Source organism: Rhizobium sp. BK313 (assembly GCF_014193655.1).
Taxonomy (GTDB): domain Bacteria; phylum Pseudomonadota; class Alphaproteobacteria; order Rhizobiales; family Rhizobiaceae; genus Rhizobium.
The window spans coordinates 704,701-722,328 of record NZ_JACHZQ010000003.1 but is presented as its reverse complement, the minus strand read 5'-3'; the positions used below and the strand labels follow the sequence as shown (position 1 = coordinate 722,328).

Here is a 17,628-nt window from a genome sequence, read left to right as displayed (position 1 = left end):
TTTGAGTAGGATCATGGAACCGCTCGCCGAACTTCGCTCGCTGATCTCAGCCCATTGCGGCAGTCACCTGACACCGCTTCCTGGCTTGCGGCTGGTCGCGTCGGCTGCTCCGACCCCGCCGGTCAACGTCGTTTCCGAGCCCGCCTTTGCGGTGGTCGCGCAAGGTGGGAAACGCGCCGTGCTAGGCGATAAGCTGTTCGACTATAGTGCCGGCCAATATCTTGTCGTTTCAGTCGATCTGCCGATTGTCAGCCATGTGGTGCGCGCAAGCCCTGAAGAACCCTATCTGGCTTTTCGCTTGAACCTCAGGCCAGAGGTGATCGCAACGCTGCTGCTGGAGGCTTCCTTGGGCGAGCTCAGCGTCAGCGAGCCGGCAGGCATGGCCGTCAGCGACGCCCCGGCGGAATTGCTGGATTCGATCATTCGCCTCATTCGACTTATCGATCGTCCGGGCGATGCGGCAGTGCTTGGACCGATGCTGGAACGGGAAATCCTCTGGCGACTGCTCACCGGCGAGCAAGGCGCGATCGTGCGCCAGATCGGCCTTATCGACAGCCGGCTGTCGCAGATTGGCCGGGCAATCCGCTGGATCAGGACCCATTATGCCGAGATTCTCAAGATCGAAGATCTGGCTGGCGCCGCCGGGATGACTCCCTCAACGTTCTATCGCAATTTCCGTGCGGTGACGGCCATGAGCCCGGTGCAATACCAGAAGCAAATCCGCCTGCTGGAAGCCCGCGCCCGGCTGTTCGCCAAGACGGGTGACGTCGCCGCCGTTGGTTTCGATGTCGGCTACGACAGCCCCTCGCAATTCAGCCGCGAATACAGCCGGATGTTCGGAGCGTCCCCCGGGCGGGACGCGGCGCGGCTGCGAGCGGAGCCGATGCCGGAGCAGGGCGTCGCCTAGCCGCCTGGAGTGAGCGATCCAGCAAGGAGATGTGGCCGCGGCTTACATGTCTGGCAACACGCACTGTGGCGCAGGTGTAACAACTCTAAATTTATCGTGTTCCACGCCCGGCAAACTGCCGCTTTGATTCAGTTTGGTGTCAGCTTCCCCACCTAAGCCGCAATAGAACTGTCACAGAAGCACGCTTAGATAGCGACACTTTGCCATTCGGGGATTTTACATGCATCGTGCACTTCGCATCGGGCAGCCGGCCGTCGCCGCGCTTGCGATTTCAGCTTTTGTCTTCGGCGCCGGCTCGGCCTCGGCGGAAATGCAGTTTTCTGCCTACGGCGGCGTCCAGGGCGCGACCGGCACCAACGTCAAGACGTCTGACGGCGCTGATTTCGATCCAAATTGGTCAGGCAAATCCTTCAAGATGCCGCCCTATTTCGGCTTTCGCGGCATCTGGTGGCTGGACGAGTTCAACAAGTCGAACTGGGGTGTCTCGCTCGACTACACGCACGCCAAGGTCTATGGCGATCTCGGCAACACACCCGGCTGGTCGCATTTCGAGTTCACCGACGGCCTTAACATGCTGACGCTTAACGCGCTCTATCGCTTCCAGGATCCGAGCCGCAAGTGGACGCCCTATGTCGGCCTCGGCGCCGGTATCAACGTGCCGCATGTCGAAGTGACACGCGCCTCCGGTCGCACCTTCGATTACGAGTTCGGCGGCGCATCGCTGCAGGCGCAGGCTGGTGTCAGCTACCAGATCAGCCAGCACTGGGCGACCTTCGTCGAATACAAGGGCAACTACAACTTCGTGAACGTCCCGATCGATAGCGGCGCTAACCTGAAGACCGATGTCTTCACCCATGCCATCGATTTCGGCGTATCGTTCAACTTCTAAGAGATCCGGCCATTGCTATTGTCGAACCCCTAAGTCGATTCCGATTTAGGGGTTTCCGTGATAGACAATGGCGCATGAGTTTTTCCTATTACCGATGCGACTGGATCCATCCGGAAAGCGAGGAGCCGGTCGTCATCTACTACGAGGTTGACGCCGAAGGAGACGTCCCGCGGCTCATCGACGTGTTTGCCGATGGCCGAAGGGAATGTATGTCCGTTACCGATCTCTCTGGCCGGAAGCCCGGGATGGCGGGTGTCTGCAGCCTCGTCGAAGGTTCGTTCTACGACGGTGTTGCCGGCTTGGTCGACGGTGTCTTCTTCCAGGACGGGCAAGACCGGATAAGCCTGACGCTTATCGACGCCGACAAATTCGAAGTGGAATGGCAGGCACACCGGCCATCCTCGCCGAGCCGGCCGCACTAAGCGGCTCAGCTTTTCACCGAATTGTGGAACCGCCTTATGTTTCGCAATTTCAGACACCGCTTTGCACTTTTCCTGGAATGGCTTTAGCCGACTGCCAGCTCGAGCCCATCCAGCTTTCCAGGCCTCTCTCCGCCATAGGCCCAATCCAACAATTCGACCGTGTGCAGGATCGGCATCCCCGTTCCCGTCGCGATCTGCGTGATGCAGCCGATATTGCCGGTCGCGATGATATCGGCCTTCGTTGCCTCAAGATTCCTGACCTTGCGCACTTTCAGCTCGCCGGAGATTTTCGGCTGCATGATGTTGTAGGTGCCGGCCGATCCGCAGCAGAGATGCCCTTCAGCCGGATCACGCACAGTGAAACCCGCTGCCTTCAGCAGCAGTTTCGGCGCCATGGTGATCCTCTGGCCGTGCTGCATCGAGCAGGCGGAATGATAGGCGACAGTGATGCCGCGCGGCATGTGCGATGGCAGATCGAGGCCCGCGAGATATTCGGTAATGTCCTTGGCGAGCGCCGAGATTCTTGCGGCCTTGTCGGCATAGACGGGGTCGAGCCGCAGCATGTGGCCGTAGTCCTTGATCGTCGTGCCGCAGCCGGACGCCGTAATGATGATCGCATCGAGCCCCCCAGCTTCGATCTCCCGCATCCAGACATCGATATTGGCGCGGGCGCTGGCCAGCGCCTGTTCCTCGCGGCCCATATGATGAACCAGGGAACCGCAGCAGACCTCGCCTTCCGGCACCACCACTTCGACGCCAAGGCGAGTGAGAAGCCGGATGGTCGCCTCGTTGATGGCCGGATCGAGCACAGGCTGAGCACACCCGGTCAGGATCGCCACCCGCCCACGTCGCTCCGCCTGCGGTTTATGCCGTCCGGGCTTGGCGAAAGGCGACGGCGCCGGGATGGAGCGCGGTGCGAGATTGAGCATCGCAACGAAGGGGCTCAGCGCCGGAATGCGTTTCATCAACGCCCTGAACGGTCGCCCGAAGCGAGCAAGGTTGAGCGCCAAGCGGAAGCGACCGGGATAGGGAAGGACTGCGGCCAGCACGTTGCGCGTCAACCGGTCCATCGCGGGCCGCTTGTAGGTCTCCTCGATATGGATACGGGCGTGATCGACCAGGTGCATGTAGTCGACGCCCGACGGACAGGTGGTCGCGCAGGCAAGGCAGGAGAGACAGCGGTCGATATGCGTCACCACCTCGGTATCGGCCGGCCTGCCGTTTTCCAGCATGTCCTTGATCAGATAGATTCGGCCGCGCGGACTGTCGAGTTCGTTGCCGAGCGTCACATAGGTTGGACAGGTGGCGGTGCAGAAGCCGCAATGCACGCATTTGCGCAGGATCGCCTCGGATTCGGCGACATGCGGATCGGCAAGCTGGGCAAGGGTGAAGTTGGTTTGCATCAGGCAGTCTTCCTCATGGCGCCATCTTACCCGGATTGAGAATCCCCGCAGGATCAAACTTTTCCTTGACGCGCGCCGACAGCAAAGCCACGGCTTCAGGCTGCGGCTGGAAGGCGGAGGTCGTCGCGCGAGCAGCGACTGCGGCGCGAAGCAAAGTGGCATGACCGCCGCCGAGGGCGTGGATATAGCGGCGTACAACATCGCCTTCGGGCTCTGCCTCCATGCGCATCCAAACGAGACCGCCCTGCCAATCGTAATAGGCATCGACGCCGGCTTCGAGGCGCAGCGCCGCAACGAGCTGGTGGCCGGCACTGGGGGCGACCGAAACGCGCCAGACGGGGCACATCGTGTCGTCGACATAGGGCTTCACATCGCGAATTTCGCGCCATAGCCGGTGACTTTCAGCTTGGGCCAGCCGCGTCACTGGGCCAAGGCGGCGCATGGCGGACGCCAGCTTCTCCGCCCTAACCGAGACAGAGCCGGCCAAACCTTCGATGCGCAGTACGGTCGCCTCGCCCTCCGGCAGCTGGCCATCCAGAAACGTCCAGGCGACGGTCAGCGGCAGGTGCGCCGCGCCTGACACATCGAGCGGCAGCGCCATGACCGCCGCCATGGCATTTGCCGCCTCGGCGTCGTTCAGGCCGGAAACGATGATCGTCTCCTCCGTCTTCGGTCGCGGCGGCACGCGGAAGGTGACTTCCGTCAGAAGGCCGAGCGTGCCATGCGAACCAGCCATAAGCTTGACCAGATCGAGGCCGGTGACGTTCTTCATGACTCGTCCGCCGGCCTTGACGATCTCGCCCTTGCCATTGACGAAGCGGACGCCGAGCAGACTGTCGCGTGCGGCTCCGCTTACGAAACGTCGTGGGCCGGAGACGTTTGCGGCGAAGACACCGCCGATCGTCGGCTCGCCCTCGGTCGCCATCAACGGCCGGTGATCCATTGGCTCGAAGGCCATCATCTGGCCGCTCTGGGCCAGCGCCGCCTCGATGTCGGCAACCGGCGTTCCGGCTCGCGCGGTCATCACCATCTCACCTGGGTTATAGGCAACGATACCGGTAAGCCCACACGAACTTAGTATAGTCTCTGCGGCAACGGCATTGCCGAAACCGGCACGGGTGTTACCACCGACTATAGCCAATGTGGCGCCACGCGTGGCGTGATCGCGGATGATGGCTGCCGCCTCGCCTTCCGTCTTCGGTAGAAATTCTCTCATCCTGCGTTACGCCCGTCCAACGGGAAAACTTTGGAGGGGTTCAGGATCCAGCCGGGATCGAAGGCAGCGCGCACCGACATCATCTGGGCGAGATCGGCCTCCGCATATTGGTGCCGCATCAGGTCACGCTTTTCGATGCCGACGCCATGCTCGCCCGTCAGGCAGCCGCCGGCATCGACACAGAGCCGGAGGATATCGTTGCCCGCCGCTTCCGCCTTCGCAGCATCTTCGGGATCATTGGCGTTGAACAGGATCAGCGGATGCATGTTGCCGTCACCGGCATGGAAGACATTTGCAACGCGCAGGCCGTAATGGTCGACGATTTCAGACGTCTTTTTCAGGACATAAGAGAGCTGGCTGAGCGGCACGGTACCGTCCATGCAGATGTAGTCGGCAATGCGGCCCGTTGCGCCGAAGGCGGACTTGCGCCCCTTCCAGATCAGCGCCGCCTCGGTCGCCGACTGGCACTCGCGTACGGTCTTTACGTTGTGGGCGCGGGCGATCTCGACAATGCTTTTCAGCATGTCGTCCATTTCCGCTTCCGAACCCTCGACCTCGATGATCAGCAGCGCGCCGACATCGAGCGGGTAGCCGGCATGGGCGAAGGCTTCGCAAATTTCGATCGCCGGCTTGTCCATGAACTCGATGGCGACGGGGACGATACCGGCGGCAATGACGTCGGCAACGCAGGCGCCCGCCTCCTCCGAGGTGTCGAAACCGAAGAGGACCGGTCGCGCACCTTCCGGCTTGGCGATCAGCCGCACCGTTGCTTCCGTGACGATGCCGAGCTGGCCCTCCGAACCGCAGACAAGTCCGAGCAAGTCATAACCCGCTGCATCCAGCGCCTTGCCGCCGAGGTCGATCACCGTGCCGTCGGTCAGTACCAGCTTGACGCCGAGCAGATTGTTGGTGGTGACGCCGTATTTCAGACAGTGTGCGCCGCCGGAATTCATCCCGACATTGCCGCCGATGGTGCAAGCGAGCTGAGAGCTCGGGTCGGGCGCATAGAAAAAACCGTCCGCAGAGACGCTTTCGGAGATGTGCAGATTGGTGACCCCGGCCTGCACCCGCGCCGTACGGTTGGCGAGATCGACGTCGAGAACGCGGTTCATCTTGGAAAGGCCGAGCACCACGGCATCTTCTTGCGGAATAGCGCCGCCGGAGAGCGATGTGCCGGCGCCACGCGGCACCACCGGAATACCGTAGCGGTGACAATATTTCATCACGGCCGCGACCTCGGCCGTCGTGCGCGGCAAGGCGACCGCGAGCGGCATGCGGCGATAGGAAATGAAAGCGTCCGTTTCAAACGGCATGAGCTCGCGCGGCTCATGGATCAGACATTCCGAAGGCAAGAGATCAGCAAGATCTGCGACGATCTCGCGGCGGCGGGCAAGGACATCAGCGCGCGGCGCCAGAAATGAAATGGCCTCGGCCATGGCGTTCTCCTCCTGCACCCGAATATGGACGCCCCTCTTTTTAACGCCATATCACGCTTACCACTTTCCCGAAATTGGCGTAAATGATAAGCATTTATGCCAAAAGAGGAACAAATAAGGCGCCATGACCAATCTTGGGGATCTCGAAATCTTCGCCAGTGTCGTCACGACCGGCAGCATGTCGCTCGCCGGCCGTGCGCTCGGCTTTTCGCCGGCCGTTATTTCCAAGCGAATCAAGCGGCTGGAGGATCGGCTCGGCACACGGCTTTTGCAGCGCACGACGCGGCAGATTTCGCTGACCGAGGCCGGTCAGGGCTTTTACGACCGGGTGCTCGCCATCCTCGCCGGACTGGAGGAGGCAGAGGCCTACATTGCCGGCCGTTCCGCGCAGATGCAGGGCACCTTGAAGATTTCGGCCCCTACCTCCTTCGGCCGGCTGCATATCGCCCCGCATCTGAAGGCTTTCATGCAGGCGCATCCGGACCTGGCGATCAATCTGGTGCTGACCGACGAGTTCACCGATATCGTCGGCGGCGGCTACGATCTCGCCATCCGCATTGCGGAACTCACCGATTCCAGCCTCGTTGCCCGGCGCCTGGCGCTGGTGCGCCGCGTGCTCTGCGCCTCGCCTGCCTATATCGCCGCCCATGGCATGCCGCTGGATATCGACGATTTGCGGCGCCACACCTGTCTGCCGCCACACAATCACGATCCGTGGCGGCTGGATGGACCGAAGGGCGCGCTGACCTTTCGGCCCGAGGGCAGGCTGATCACCAATTCCAGTGAAGTGATTCGCGAAGCCGTCATTGCCGGCCTCGGCATTGCGCTCCGCTCCACCTGGGATGTCGGCCCCGAACTCAAGGACGGTCGCCTGGTACAGGTACTGCCGGCCTATGAAGGCTCACATAGCGTCACACTCTCGGCCGTCTATCCCAGCCGCCAGTTCCTGCCGGCGAAGGTGCGTGTTTTTATCGACTTTCTGGCGGAACTTTACGGGCCGGTCCCCTATTGGGAACGGTAGGCCACCAATACCACAATCCTAAGCACCCGGGAGTGTTGTCATGCCCGCTTTGGAAATCATTCGCTCCGACCTTTCAGCGGTGTCGAACACACGCTTCACCGTCATCCTTGGCGACATCACCCAGCTCGCAGTCGATGCCATCGTCAATGCCGCCAACAGCAGCCTGCTCGGCGGCGGCGGTGTGGATGGGGCTATCCATCGTGCTGCCGGGCCGGAATTGTTGGCGGAATGCCGGACATTGAACGGCTGCAAGACCGGGCAGGCCAAGATCACCAGGGGATATCGCCTGTCGGCAACACATGTGATCCATACGGTCGGCCCGGTCTGGAATGGCGGTGGACGGGGCGAAGACGATTTGCTCGCAAGCTGCTATCGCAACAGCCTCGGCCTTGCCAGGGATCACAGCCTCAAGTCTATCGCCTTCCCGGCCATCTCCACCGGCGTCTATCGTTTCCCCACCGAGTCCGCCGCCGGGATCGCGACACGCACTGTCGTCGCCGAGAGCATCGGCGGCGATTTCGATGAAATTGTTTTCTGCTGTTTTGGCGACGAAATGGCTGCGCTCTACGATCGGCTATTGCCGGAGGCACTGAAGGCTTAGTTAGTTTGCCAAGCGCTCGATAATAAGATCCAGCAGCGTGCGTAACCGTGCCAGCCGCTTAAGATCGCGGTGGTAGCCGACCCAGGTATCGCGACCGGGTGGGGCTTCGCCGAGGTCCACCCGCTCGATACCGGCGATCGCGTCGCCGAGAGGACGAGGCAAGACGGCGAGGCCAGCGCCCCGGGCACAAAATCTTGCCTGAACATCCCTGTTGTTGCTGCGCATCGCCACTTCGGCCTTTGGAAGGACACGCTTCAGCCAGGCGACATCGGGCATGCCGCCGAAGGCTTCGTCCATGGTAACGAGCCTTGCGCCGGCGCCATCACCCTGGCTCGGATGCCTGGCTCCATTTGCGACATAGAGGCCGTATTCGATGTGAATGAGCTTGCGCGAGGTAACATCGGGCTCGGTAAAGGGCGTGATGCGGAAGACGAGATCGGCCTCGCGGCGGGAGAGATTGAGCAAGCGCGCATCGGTGACCAGCTCGACCAATACCTTCGGATGCTGCAACGAGAACTCGGCAAGCACCGGCGCAAGCATGTGCGCGCCGAACCAGTCCGACGACGAGAGCCGGAGCGCTCCCTCCAACTGACGCTCCTGTCCCGCCAGTGCGCGCCGCAGCGCCAACGCCTCCTCCTCCATGCGCTCGGCATGGGCTAAGATGGCCGTCCCCTCGTCCGTCAGTACGAAGCCATCGGGCGTGCGCTGAAACAGCACCTGTCCGAGTGTCGCTTCGAAGACTTTCAGGCGACGGCCCATGGTCGGCTGCGTCAGCCCAAGCCTACGCGCTGCGCCTCCGAGCGTTCCTTCGCGGACAATGGCGAGAAAGATTTCGACATCGCTCCAGTTCATGTGCACTCCGAGTACCAAACAAAAATGCATGGATATCGTACAAAATCTTAAGTTTCCATTCCTTCTTGATGGTCCCATCTTTCCCGCATCGAAACTCAAGGAGGCAACGATGCCCACTCCTTCCAGCATGAAAGCCCTTTACGTCGACAGCCCGAATTCACCCTTCCGGCTGGCGGAAATCCCCACGCCGAAACCCGGTCCCGGTCAGGTCCTCGTTCGCATCGCTGCCAGCGGGGTCAATCCGCTCGACACGAAAATCCGTGCGGGCGGGGCCGCCCATGCCCGCCACCCCTTCCCCGCGGTTCTCGGCATCGATCTTGCCGGCACCGTCGAGGAAATCGGCGACGGTGTCTCCGATTTTCGTGTCGGCGATGAGGTCTACGGCATGACCGGTGGCGTTGGCGGCAACCAGGGATCCCTGGCGGAATATGCCGCGGTCGATGCCCGTTTGCTGGCGTTGAGGCCGCACAACGTCTCTATGCGCGAAGCAGCCGCGCTGCCACTGGCCACCATTACCGCTTGGGAAGGATTGGTCGACCGCGCTCATGTGCAGGCAGGTCAGAAGGTGCTGGTGCTCGGTGGTGCTGGCGGCGTCGGTCATGTCGCCGTGCAGATCGCCAGAGCCTTCGGTGCGGATGTCTATGCCGTCGACGGCGGCGCCAAGGCCGACTACATCCGCAGTATTGGGGCAACGCCGATCGATTATCGCGATCGGACCGTCGAAGAATACGTGGCAGCCTATACCCGCGGCCAAGGCTTCGATCTTGTCTATGACACCATCGGCGGGGCCAACCTCGACGCTGCCTTTCAAGCCGTGCGCCGGTTCGGCCATGTGGTCAGCGCGCTTGGTTGGGGAACGCATGCATTGGCGCCGCTGTCTTTCAAGGCCGCGAGCTACTCCGGCGTCTTCACGTTGCTGCCGCTGCTCACCGGCGAAGGCCGGGAGCATCATGGCGAAATCATGCGTGAAGCAACGAAGCTGATCGAGGCCGGCAAGCTTTTGCCCAGACTTGATCCCCATCGTTTCACGCTGGCCGATGTCGACAAGGCGCATGCCCTCATTGAGAACCGCCAAGTACAAGGCAAGGTCGTGGTCGAGATCGCGTGAGAGCGGAAGCTCTATCGCGCCAGATCGAGATAGGCTGAGGCCACCATGGCATCTATGTCGGCCGGCACGGGAATGACGCAGGCTTCCTTGCCAAGACCGCCCATTGCCACGCGCTCCAGGCAGCGGGCTTGCAGCGCGAAGCCGAGGTCCATGGATTCGACAGTATTGCCCAGCGGGCGCGGGCCGGCGAGGTTGGCCATGTGACCAGCGCCGAGAACGTGGAAAGCGCGACCGTCCCGCATGCGGATGGTCTCGATATGCTCGGCTTCGTAACGATCGACGCCGGCGACATCCGGACTGTTCCGAAAGGCTTCGACATCGATCTCATGCGGGAAATGACCACCGTTCATCAGGATCGCCCCATCCTTGATCAGCGGCAGGTCAGCCGCTGTCACGATATCAGGATAGCCGGTGACGGTGATCAGGATGTCGGCGGAACGGATCGCATCAGCGCGCAGCGGCGTGACGAAGCCATCCAGATGCGCCTCCAGCGTCGTCACTGGATCGATATCGACGACGCTGACCGTGGAAAACGCGTTGCGGAAACAGGCCGCCGTGCCCTTGCCGCAGGCGCCGTAGCCGAAGACGGTGACCCGCTTGCCGTTGGTCGAGCGGTTGGTGAAGCGCAGATAGCTCTCGAACAGGCTCTGGCCGACGGCGTGCTTGTTTTCGGCGAACTGCTTGATCGGGCTGTCGTTGATGACGAGGACCGGCATGGCCAGCTTGTCACGCATCGGCAGCAGCCGGGTGCGGCCGGATGTCGTCTCCTCAGTACCGCCCAAGAGGTTCGCATAGGGTCGCTCAGCGGCGCGAGCGAAGAGATCACCGCCATTATCGAGCAGCAGGTCCGGCTTTTCCGCCAGGATGGCGTCGAGGCTTGCGCCGTGCTCGGCGGCATCGGTGGTCTGGGTGGCGAAAACGGTGATGCCCTGCGCACGCAGATAACCGACGGTTTCCGGCTGGGTGCTGTTGAGATTCCCGGTGCAGACGAGGCGTGCGCCACCGGCGCGCAGCGTAATCAACAGCGCCACCGTCTTCGGCTCGAGATGGATGCCGGTTCCGATCGTCAGGCCGGCGAAGGGTCGAGTCTGGCTGAATTCCGCTGCCGTGGCGGCAAGCAGCCGACAACTCCGGGCAACCCAATCGATACGGGAAAGAGAGGAAGGCTGGTCCATAAATGCGCTCCTGGCAGCGATCTGTCGTTGCCTCGATCTCCCACGGGAAATAGCGGTCTGTCTATGGACATTGGATTGAGCAATAGGGCAGAAAAAGTGCCATATGCACTCAGTGGTGTCTTTTGAGTTCTACAGCATTGTCAGACGAGGGCTGCCCCTGCCCCAACCAGCCAATCGGCGAGCCTCACAAAAGCCGCATCCTTCGCATCGCCGCTGCGGATGCTGAGGCTGTATCCTGCGGGTCTTGCGATGAAACCATAGGGCGCCACCAGCGTGCCGCGATCGATATCTTCGCCGATGGCGGTGCGTGGGACGATGGCGATGCCGACACCGGAGCGGGCGGCGCCGATCGCCAATAGCAGATCTTCGAATTCGCGATTACGGGCGAAGCGAATGGGCGCATGGCCGCTCTCGGCAAACCAATCATCCCAAAGACGCGGCGCAGATCGGCTTGCAAGGGCGACCGCACCGGCAAGAGCTTCGACGCCGGCGGAAAGGTCGAGGCTGGCTGCGAGGTCCGGCGTCGCCACCGGGCCGAATTCGTCTTCCATGAAACGAATGGCGGTGATGTCAGACGCCGGCCGATATTCGCCGCCCATGATCACGGCGTCGAGATCGCGATGGCGCGCCAGCGATTCGACCGTCGGCATCGGGATGATGTCGACATCGACGTCCGGAAGTGCAGCCTGCAGATCGGCGACGCGCGGCATCAGCCACCAGACGACGAAGGCGGAGGGGACGCCGAGGCGAAGCGTCCGGCGCTCACCGGCCGTAAGCTCGGCCGAAGCTCGCGTCAAAATGCCGAAGGCGACACCGACGGAGTCGGCAAAGGCCCTGCCCTTCTCCGTCAGCACCAGGCGGCGGCCATCGCGCTGGAACAACGCAATGCCGAAAAAAGTCTCCAACACAGCAAGCTGTTGGCGTATAGCGCCACGCACGACACCGAGTTCGTCGGCTGCTTTTAGAATGCTACCCCGGCGGGCAACGGCATCGAAAGCGCGCAGCGCGTTCATCGGCGGAAGACGTTGCGGCGGAGAGCGTTCAGACATAACGGAGATTTAGCTTGTTTGCCGGTATGATGGGAAGAGTTACGGAGCGATTACGCCATCTGCGGCATGCGAATAGCGCTCAATGTCGCTAACAGCACAATCGCTGGCGAATATCAGAGGCCGAATCCTCCTATTTTTATCTATTGAGCACTCAACAAAAGTGTGGGGAAATACCATATTAAGCCGAATGGAATGCACAATTTTTCCATGTAATGCTAATATATTGCTGATTCTAAACTCCAATTCCTAAAGGTGACCCGACCCTTGGCTATTCTCACCCGTATCGCAAATGATGTGCAGCTCATGTTTCGGCGCCCGCCGCGACAGCAATATGCTGCGCTCTGCTATCGGATGAAGAAGAAGACGGGTGAGTTGGAGGTGCTGCTCCTGACCAGCCGCGACACCGGCCGCTGGGTCATTCCCAAGGGCTGGCCGATGCCGGGTAAGCTGTCGCATGAAGTAGCGGCCCGCGAAGCCTTCGAAGAAGCCGGCGTGCGCGGCACGGTAGAGACCGAACCGCTGGGCGCATTCAGCTATGCCAAAGTTCTGAAGGACGGCATCCAGGTGCCTTGCCGGGTTCAGGTCTATGCGCTCGACGTCAACGATCTCGCCAAGAATTTCAAGGAAAAGGGTGAGCGCTCGATCGAGTGGGTTTCCTGCAGCGAAGCGGTCAAGCGCGTCCGCGAGCCGGAGCTGCGTGATATCATCCTTGCCTTCGAGCGGCGGATGGCGGCAAAACCTGTCGTGGCAGAGGCCAAGTAAGCCGCAACATATTCCCAACGAATTTCGCCGGAATGATTGCCAAACATTGCGTGGCCTGCCAGGCGGCGTAAGACTATACATTTCGATTCAGAGAATGGCATGCCCGACCGACCGGCGACACCGACAAAACGCACACTGGACAAGGATCTCGACAAGCTCACCTATGTCGAGGATGCGGCCAATCATGTCACGAAACGGTTGATCGCTCCCAGTATCGGCCTGATCTTCCTCGGCCTCGCCATGATCTTTGCCGGCATTCACGTGCTGAACCAGCCGGGCGCAACCCTGATCATCGCCGCCGTGGCGCTCGCCGGCTACATGGCCATGAATATCGGCGCCAAGGACGTCGCCAACAATGTCGGCGCAGCGGTGGGTGCGCGCGCCATCACCATGACGCAAGCTCTGGTCATGGCGGCAATCTTCGAAATTCTGGGCGCCACGATCGCAGGCGGACCGGTCATCAAGACCATCTCCTCGCACATCATCGATACCGACCGCATCATCACCAGCGGCAAGCTCGCCTGGCTGATGATGGCAGCGCTGTTGGCCGCCGCTCTCTGGATCAATTTCGCCACCTGGATGAAAGCGCCGGTTTCGACCACGCATGCGATTGTCGGCGCTGTGGTGGGCGCAGGCGCTGCGGCCGTCGGGCCGGAGATGGTCAATTGGCGCGTGATGGCGGCCATCTCCGCCGGCTGGGTGGTTACGCCCCTTCTCGGTGGTACGATCGCCGCCGGTTTTCTGTTTTTCATCAAGACCTTCATCATCTATCGCGACGACAAGATCGCAGCCGCCAAATACTGGATCCCGATCCTGATAGGGTTGATGGCCGGCGCCTTCACGGCCTATCTCGTCCTGCAGCTCGCGCCCAAGGGTACAGTCGCCGGCTTCCCGACCATCGCGATCGGTATCGGCATCGGCTTGGTGACTTGGTTCGGTGCAAGACCGCTGGTGGCGGCACAGTCCGTCGGCTGCGAAAACAAGAATAGCTCGCTGCGCAAACTTTTCCGCTTGCCGCTCATCTGTTCGGCGGCGCTGATGTCCTTTGCGCATGGCGCGAACGACGTCGCCAACGCCATCGGCCCGCTGGCGGCGATCGTACGTGGCGTCAGCCTGGGCGGCAGTCTGAGTATCGTCGGGGGCGCGACCGAATATACCGCGCCCTATTGGGTCGTATTGATCGGCGGCTGCGGCATTTCCATCGGGGTGCTGCTTTATGGTCCGCGTCTGATCCGCCTCGTCGGCGAGCAGATCACCAAGCTCAACCCCATGCGGGCCTATTGCGTGGCGCTGTCGGCGGCCCTCACCGTCATCGTCGCCTCCTGGTTCGGCCTGCCCGTCAGCTCGACCCATATCGCCATCGGAGCGGTCTTCGGCGTTGGCTTCTTCCGCGAATGGTACACCAGCCACTCGAAGCGCCGTCTGGCCTATATGCGGACGAAGGCCGAAGCCTCGGGAATCGCATGGGGCGAGATGGAGGAAGCCGACGAGCATAATCCGGATGAAATCCATCGCCGACGCCTCGTGCGCCGCTCGCATTTCATGACCATTATCGCCGCCTGGGCCATCACCGTCCCGGTTTCGGCCATGCTTGCCGCGGCGGTATATTGGGCTATGGTCGCGCTCTTCATTTAAGGGATTACCCATGCGCGCCAATTTCCGCATGCAGCGGCTGTTCGTGGTTTCGGATATCAGAGCGAATGTCGGCATCGAAGCCGATCGGGATCAATTCAACTACCTCGCCAATGTGCTGCGCATGGAGGATGGTGGCGAGCTGTTGATCTTCAACGGCCGTGACGGCGAATGGAAGGCCGGCGTCTCCTTTCCCTCGCGCAAGCGCATCCTGCTGACGCCAGTCGAGGAAACGCGACCGCAACCCGCCCCGTCCGACCTGCACTACCTCTTCGCGCCGCTGAAGGTGGGGCGGCTCGACTATCTCGTGCAGAAGGCGGTGGAGATGGGCGCCGGCCTGCTGCAGCCGGTGATGACGCAGCATGTACAGGGCAAGATCACCAATCTCGACAAACTCAAGGCCAACGTCGTCGAGGCGGCCGAGCAATGCGGCATTCTCGGCGTTCCCGATGTGGCCGAACCAATGAGGCTTGCCGATCTCCTGGCGCGCTGGCCGAAGGAGCGCCGGATCATCTACTGCGACGAAGGCGATGCCGGACAGAACCCGCTGCCGCTTCTGGCTGAGGTCAAGGAGAAACATCTGGCGCTGCTGGTCGGCCCGGAGGGCGGGTTTTCGGAAGAGGAGCGCACGCTGCTGCGCAGCCTCGACTTCGTCACCGCCATTCCCCTGGGCCCGCGGATATTGCGCGCCGACACGGCGGCGGTGGCAGCCATGGCGGTCATTCAAGCGGCTATCGGGGACTGGAACTAGCCTTGCCAGTATGACCGCGAACAGGGCCTTGATCTGTCCGACAATGGTTTTTCAACCCGCTAGTGCGAGCGCGGTCGTAACGATCAATATTCCCGCCAAGGAAATGTTCACGGTACGCGAAATGGTCGGGTTCTGAAGGAAACGGGACAGCGAGGCCCCGACCAGAAGCCAGCACAGATGAATGATGACAATCATCATGCTGAGCAACATTATCTTGATGACCGCGTCGAGCGTGCGCTGGTCCTTGAAAAGGCTGACGCCGGCAAAGACTGCGGCAATCGCCAGATATGCCTTGGGATTGGCGACCGCCAGCAGAAAACCGCCGGTGAATGCGGGTGTTTTCACGTGGTCGCTACGGCGTGCGAGCGGCGGAGCAGTGGCTATTCTGAAGGCCAAATAGATGATGTAGACGGTCGAGATGACGGTAAGCGCCGACGCGCCATGCGGTACCGACAGCAAAACTGCGACGACGCCGACTGCCACGGCGAGCAGTACGACGACCGTGCCGACGATGAGACCGCCTACATAACTCATCGATCCGCGGAAGCCGTAGACGGCGCCGACTGCCGTGGCGCTGATGGTGGACGGACCCGGGCTGCCCATAATGATCAAAGACGCCAGAAGCAGCGTCAGGATTGGATAAAGCCCAGTCTGCTCGAACATCGGTGTGCCCTCCCGTCGTCAATGGAAAGGCGAGACTATTTCGAATGGCGGTCGGGCGTCTTGAACGCTTGTGCAAGCGCGGCGGTATCGGTTACCGCCCCAGCACAGCTTCCAGACACAAAATCCTATTTTTTTGAACGACCCTTGAAAGAAATTCACTTGCACCGTACCTCAATCCGCGTCAATCACCCTTCCAATTGGCCTGCGGCTTGCGCGGGCTCCCTTCCGAGATCAAGGTATACCCATGGCGCGCGACACCACCGACCAGACTCCGCTCTCTTCGGTCTCGGACATGACGGCTTATTTGGCCGCCGGCAGCAGATCGAAGGAGCAGTTCCGCATCGGCACGGAACACGAAAAATTCGTGTTTTTCCGCGCCGACAACAGCCCCGTGCCCTATTTTGGCGACGCCAGCATTTCCGCGCTCTTGAAGGGCCTGCAGGAGAAGTCCGGTTGGGAGCCGATCATGGATGGCGACAACATTATCGGGCTGGGCGAGCCGACCGGCATGGGCGCGATCTCGATCGAGCCCGGCGGCCAGTTCGAACTGTCAGGCGCGCCGCTCGAAAACATTCATCAGACCTGCAAGGAATCGAACCAGCACCTGGCGACATTGCGCGAAATCGCCGAGCCCATGGGCATCCGTTTCCTAGGCATCGGCGGCAGCCCGAAATGGACGCTGGCTGAGACGCCGCGCATGCCGAAATCGCGTTACGACATTATGAGCCGCTACATGCCGAAGGTCGGCACAAAGGGTCTCGACATGATGTACCGGACTTGCACGATCCAGGTGAACCTCGACTTCTCTTCGGAAGAGGACATGCGCCGCAAGATGCGCGTGTCGATGAAGCTTCAATCGCTGGCGACTGCGCTGTTTGCATCCTCACCCTTTACCGAAGGCAGACCGAACGGCCTCTCCTCGTGGCGCGGCGACATCTGGCGCGATACGGACAACCGCCGCGCCGGTCTGCTCGACTTCACCTTCCGCGACGATTTCGGCTTCCATGACTATGTCGAATGGGCACTGGACGTTCCCATGTATTTCGTCGTTCGCGACGGCCGTTATCACGACTGCACTCATGTCACTTTCCGCCAGTTCATGAACGGCGCGCTGAAGGGCGAGATCGCCGCCTGGGAGCCGACGATGGGCGACTGGACGAACCATCTCTCCACCCTCTTCCCCGACGTGCGCCTCAAGCGCTTCCTGGAAATGCGTGGCGCAGACGGCGGCCCTTGGCGGCGCATCTGTGCCCTGCCGGCCTTCTGGGTCGGCCTGCTCTATGACGATGCAGCACTAGCCGCCGCTGACGAACTGACCAAGAATTGGACCTTCGAAGAGGTCAACGCACTGCGCGATGTCGTGCCGGTGCAAGGTCTGAAAGCCGGCATCAAGGGCCATAGCCTGTTCGACGTGGCGCGCGAGGTCGTCGGCATTTCCCGCAACGGCCTAAAGAGCCGCGCCCGGCTGAACGGCGATGGCCAGGACGAAAGCGTCTTCCTGGCGCCGCTGGACGAAGTGCTCGCCAAGAAGGGTACGCTCGCCGACGATCTGCTGATGCTCTATCACGGCCGCTGGAACCAGTCGGTCGAGCCGGTCTTCGAGGAATATCAATACTAACAGGCCTGCTTCGGTCCGATTTGCTGCGGCCACGCGCCGGCAGAAACCGGTATGCGCCGTCTTTTTTCCCGCTATACTGCTAGAATTGCACGCCTTCTGATTCCGGGGCGGCATGATTGCGGG

The 17,628-nt window shown here is 61.4% G+C and carries 17 protein-coding genes; 10 read left to right on the top strand and 7 right to left on the bottom strand.

Annotation, left to right across the window (positions count from 1 at the left end; translation table 11 throughout):
• The first annotated feature begins 13 nt into the window (after positions 1 to 13).
• The 3 genes from FHT86_RS19890 (at position 14) to FHT86_RS19880 (ending at position 2,218) form a co-directional block, all read left to right on the top strand.
• Positions 14 to 907: an AraC family transcriptional regulator gene (locus FHT86_RS19890; RefSeq protein ID WP_133708540.1), complete on the top strand. Its 894-nt coding sequence runs from the start codon at positions 14 to 16 to the stop codon at positions 905 to 907.
• A gap of 220 nt (positions 908 to 1,127) precedes the next feature.
• Positions 1,128 to 1,796, top strand: coding sequence for an outer membrane protein (locus tag FHT86_RS19885; RefSeq protein ID WP_133708539.1), 669 nt, complete (start codon positions 1,128 to 1,130; stop codon positions 1,794 to 1,796).
• Positions 1,797 to 1,870: 74 nt separating this feature from the next.
• Positions 1,871 to 2,218, top strand: a complete 348-nt coding sequence (locus FHT86_RS19880) for a DUF6881 domain-containing protein (RefSeq protein ID WP_133708538.1) — start codon at positions 1,871 to 1,873, stop codon at positions 2,216 to 2,218.
• Between the two features lie 83 nt (positions 2,219 to 2,301).
• Here FHT86_RS19880 and glcF read toward each other — a convergent pair whose 3' ends face one another.
• The 3 genes from glcF to FHT86_RS19865 are packed head-to-tail and all read right to left on the bottom strand — an operon-like array spanning position 2,302 to position 6,273.
• Positions 2,302 to 3,621, bottom strand: a complete 1,320-nt coding sequence (gene glcF / locus FHT86_RS19875) for a glycolate oxidase subunit GlcF (RefSeq protein WP_133708537.1) — start codon at positions 3,619 to 3,621, stop codon at positions 2,302 to 2,304.
• 13 nt (positions 3,622 to 3,634) lie between these two features.
• Positions 3,635 to 4,837 (bottom strand): glycolate oxidase subunit GlcE, encoded by a 1,203-nt coding sequence (glcE, locus tag FHT86_RS19870; protein WP_133708536.1) that lies wholly within the window; start codon positions 4,835 to 4,837, stop codon positions 3,635 to 3,637.
• On the bottom strand, positions 4,834 to 6,273 hold the full coding sequence (locus FHT86_RS19865) for an FAD-linked oxidase C-terminal domain-containing protein (protein ID WP_133708535.1): 1,440 nt from the start codon (positions 6,271 to 6,273) through the stop codon (positions 4,834 to 4,836). Before FHT86_RS19865 ends, glcE begins: the two co-directional genes overlap by 4 nt.
• Before the next feature lie 124 nt (positions 6,274 to 6,397).
• Here FHT86_RS19865 and FHT86_RS19860 point away from each other — a divergent pair, with 124 nt between their 5' ends.
• Both FHT86_RS19860 and FHT86_RS19855 read left to right on the top strand, forming a co-directional pair.
• The gene (locus tag FHT86_RS19860; protein ID WP_133708534.1) at positions 6,398 to 7,294 is read left to right on the top strand and encodes a LysR family transcriptional regulator; all 897 of its coding nucleotides are present in this window, start codon (positions 6,398 to 6,400) and stop codon (positions 7,292 to 7,294) included.
• A 40-nt stretch (positions 7,295 to 7,334) separates the two neighbouring features.
• Entirely contained in the window at positions 7,335 to 7,895 is a 561-nt protein-coding gene (locus FHT86_RS19855; RefSeq protein ID WP_133708533.1) for an O-acetyl-ADP-ribose deacetylase, read from the top strand.
• Here FHT86_RS19855 and FHT86_RS19850 read toward each other — a convergent pair whose 3' ends face one another.
• A complete protein-coding gene (locus FHT86_RS19850; protein WP_133708532.1) occupies positions 7,896 to 8,747 on the bottom strand; it encodes a LysR family transcriptional regulator in 852 nt (283 codons plus the stop codon).
• Between the two features lie 109 nt (positions 8,748 to 8,856).
• On the opposite strand from FHT86_RS19850, the gene FHT86_RS19845 reads away from it, so the two are divergent.
• On the top strand, positions 8,857 to 9,855 hold the full coding sequence (locus FHT86_RS19845) for a zinc-dependent alcohol dehydrogenase family protein (RefSeq protein ID WP_133708531.1): 999 nt from the start codon (positions 8,857 to 8,859) through the stop codon (positions 9,853 to 9,855).
• Between the two features lie 11 nt (positions 9,856 to 9,866).
• Here FHT86_RS19845 and FHT86_RS19840 read toward each other — a convergent pair whose 3' ends face one another.
• Together FHT86_RS19840 and FHT86_RS19835 are read right to left on the bottom strand one after the other, a co-directional pair.
• The gene (locus FHT86_RS19840; protein WP_133708530.1) at positions 9,867 to 11,030 is read right to left on the bottom strand and encodes an adenosylhomocysteinase; all 1,164 of its coding nucleotides are present in this window, start codon (positions 11,028 to 11,030) and stop codon (positions 9,867 to 9,869) included.
• 140 nt (positions 11,031 to 11,170) lie between these two features.
• Positions 11,171 to 12,079, bottom strand: coding sequence for a LysR substrate-binding domain-containing protein (locus tag FHT86_RS19835; protein ID WP_133708529.1), 909 nt, complete (start codon positions 12,077 to 12,079; stop codon positions 11,171 to 11,173).
• A gap of 264 nt (positions 12,080 to 12,343) precedes the next feature.
• Here FHT86_RS19835 and FHT86_RS19830 point away from each other — a divergent pair, with 264 nt between their 5' ends.
• From FHT86_RS19830 to FHT86_RS19820, 3 genes are all read left to right on the top strand, one after another.
• Positions 12,344 to 12,841 (top strand): NUDIX hydrolase, encoded by a 498-nt coding sequence (locus FHT86_RS19830; RefSeq protein ID WP_166656860.1) that lies wholly within the window; start codon positions 12,344 to 12,346, stop codon positions 12,839 to 12,841.
• A gap of 99 nt (positions 12,842 to 12,940) precedes the next feature.
• Positions 12,941 to 14,476: an inorganic phosphate transporter gene (locus FHT86_RS19825; RefSeq protein WP_133708528.1), complete on the top strand. Its 1,536-nt coding sequence runs from the start codon at positions 12,941 to 12,943 to the stop codon at positions 14,474 to 14,476.
• Between the two features lie 10 nt (positions 14,477 to 14,486).
• The gene (locus tag FHT86_RS19820; protein WP_133708527.1) at positions 14,487 to 15,224 is read left to right on the top strand and encodes a 16S rRNA (uracil(1498)-N(3))-methyltransferase; all 738 of its coding nucleotides are present in this window, start codon (positions 14,487 to 14,489) and stop codon (positions 15,222 to 15,224) included.
• 51 nt (positions 15,225 to 15,275) lie between these two features.
• On the opposite strand, the gene FHT86_RS19815 is transcribed toward FHT86_RS19820, so the two are convergent.
• The gene (locus FHT86_RS19815) at positions 15,276 to 15,887 is read right to left on the bottom strand and encodes a LysE family translocator (protein WP_133708526.1); all 612 of its coding nucleotides are present in this window, start codon (positions 15,885 to 15,887) and stop codon (positions 15,276 to 15,278) included.
• 244 nt (positions 15,888 to 16,131) lie between these two features.
• On the opposite strand from FHT86_RS19815, the gene FHT86_RS19810 reads away from it, so the two are divergent.
• A complete protein-coding gene (locus FHT86_RS19810; RefSeq protein WP_133708525.1) occupies positions 16,132 to 17,505 on the top strand; it encodes a glutamate--cysteine ligase in 1,374 nt (457 codons plus the stop codon).
• The last annotated feature ends 123 nt before the right edge of the window (positions 17,506 to 17,628 follow it).